This window comes from Pseudomonadota bacterium (assembly GCA_010028905.1).
Taxonomy (GTDB): Bacteria; Vulcanimicrobiota; Xenobia; order RGZZ01; family RGZZ01; genus RGZZ01.
This window is the reverse complement of the sequence record RGZZ01000835.1, coordinates 1-1,320: the sequence shown is the minus strand read 5'-3', so window position 1 is coordinate 1,320 and position 1,320 is coordinate 1. Positions and strand designations below refer to the sequence as shown.

The 1,320-nt window shown below is 67.0% G+C and carries 3 protein-coding genes; 2 read left to right on the top strand and 1 reads right to left on the bottom strand.

The genetic code is table 11. The features are described 5' to 3' along the window. Positions 1 to 75 precede the first annotated feature (75 nt). Both EB084_25730 and EB084_25725 read left to right on the top strand, forming a co-directional pair. Complete coding sequence (locus EB084_25730; protein ID NDD31664.1) at positions 76 to 603, top strand: hypothetical protein; 528 nt, start codon at positions 76 to 78, stop codon at positions 601 to 603. Then, a complete protein-coding gene (locus tag EB084_25725; GenBank protein NDD31663.1) occupies positions 509 to 940 on the top strand; it encodes a hypothetical protein in 432 nt (143 codons plus the stop codon). Before EB084_25730 ends, EB084_25725 begins: the two co-directional genes overlap by 95 nt. 3 nt (positions 941 to 943) lie before the next feature. Here EB084_25725 and EB084_25720 read toward each other — a convergent pair. Further along, on the bottom strand, positions 944 to 1,320 hold a 377-nt coding region (locus tag EB084_25720; GenBank protein NDD31662.1), incomplete at its 5' end, for an aldo/keto reductase.

Sequence of the window (1,320 nt, the reverse complement as noted above, 5' to 3'; positions counted from 1 at the left end):
GGTCTCGTTGCCTGACGGCGGCACGGGTGTCGGTCAGAGCGTCTGCGCGAAGTTCTGCGGCACGGGTCAGCAAGAATGCCCGCAGGGGTTCGCCTGCCTCATCCTCACCACCGGTCAGCAGGCGTGTGTGCCGTCCGACCGGTCATGCACTGGAAAGTGTCCATGAAGCGCTCGTTGCTCGTCGTCGCCCTCGCGCTGGTCGCGGTGTCTTTCGTCGATTGTTCCGCAGAGCCGAAGCGCGAGGTCTGCGGAGACGGCATCGACAACGATGGCAACGGCCTCACCGACTGCCAGGATCGCGATTGCGCCGGTCAGGTGGGCTGCGAGCCACCGAACTACGGCAGTTGCCCCAAGTGCTCAGGCGTGCACCGTGCAGTCGGCATGCGTGGGCAACTTCACGACCGATCGCCCGATTCCGCTCTGCATCAATGGCGTGTGCACCGCGGTCGAGCAGTTCGTGCAGCCGCGCTTCGAGCTGAACACCGCAACGAACTGGTCGGGCCTCACGTTGAGCCCGCGCTCGGCCTCGACCCGCTTCATCAAGAAGAAGGCGAACGACGGCTCGGCGGTCGACTGCGCGCGCGTCTTCTCCATCGCTTCTGATCGCAACGCGCCCAACGCCATCGAGCAGAGCAACGTGCTCGTGATTCAGGGGATCGACGTGACCCGCGTGACCAACCCGATGTTGGGGCAGGGCTTGAGCCTCTCGTTCGTCAACACGCAGACGGGCGGCGACTACCTCATCTGGGAAGAGTTCTGGGGCGGCTTCCCCGACTCGACGACGGGTCTGCCGACCGGTCGACGCTTTGGGTACGGGTGCTTCGAAGACCCTGCGCTGACGGCGCCCGTGGTGGCCAGTGACAACTGCCCCTCGGCTTCGAACGACGCGGGCACGTGCCGCATCTTCCGGCTGGTGATGCCGGGCCCCGAGATGCCCTGAGTCTCAAGACCAGGGCAGCCGACTGCGCGCTGACCAGTACTTCGCTGGCGATTCGATGAACTGGGTGAGGTCGGCAGACTGGGTGTGTCGTGCGATGAGGTTCGACTGCAGTTGAGCCACCGTCGCGGCACCTGACAGCACCACGTCGAGGAAGGGCTGCGCCAGGGCTGCTCCGAGGGCGAGGGCGTCGGGGGCGTGGCCCTGGGCGGCGGCGAACGAGAGCCAGTCAGGGCGATCTCCGCGTGGGGTCAGACGCCCGTTGGCGAGGCCTTCCTTGGCGTAGGTCTGTACCCCGAGGGCGTGCGCGCGGGACAGCGCCGGGCCGGCTGAGGGCTCGAGCACGTTCCAGGTCGCCTGCACGAGGTCGAAGAGCCGGCGGC

Bases quoted from the DNA above. Each gene is read 5' to 3' on its own strand.
- EB084_25730 (NDD31664.1), top strand. From the start codon at position 76: ATGCCCGCAGGGGTTCGCCTGCCTCATCCTCACCACCGGTCAGCAGGC.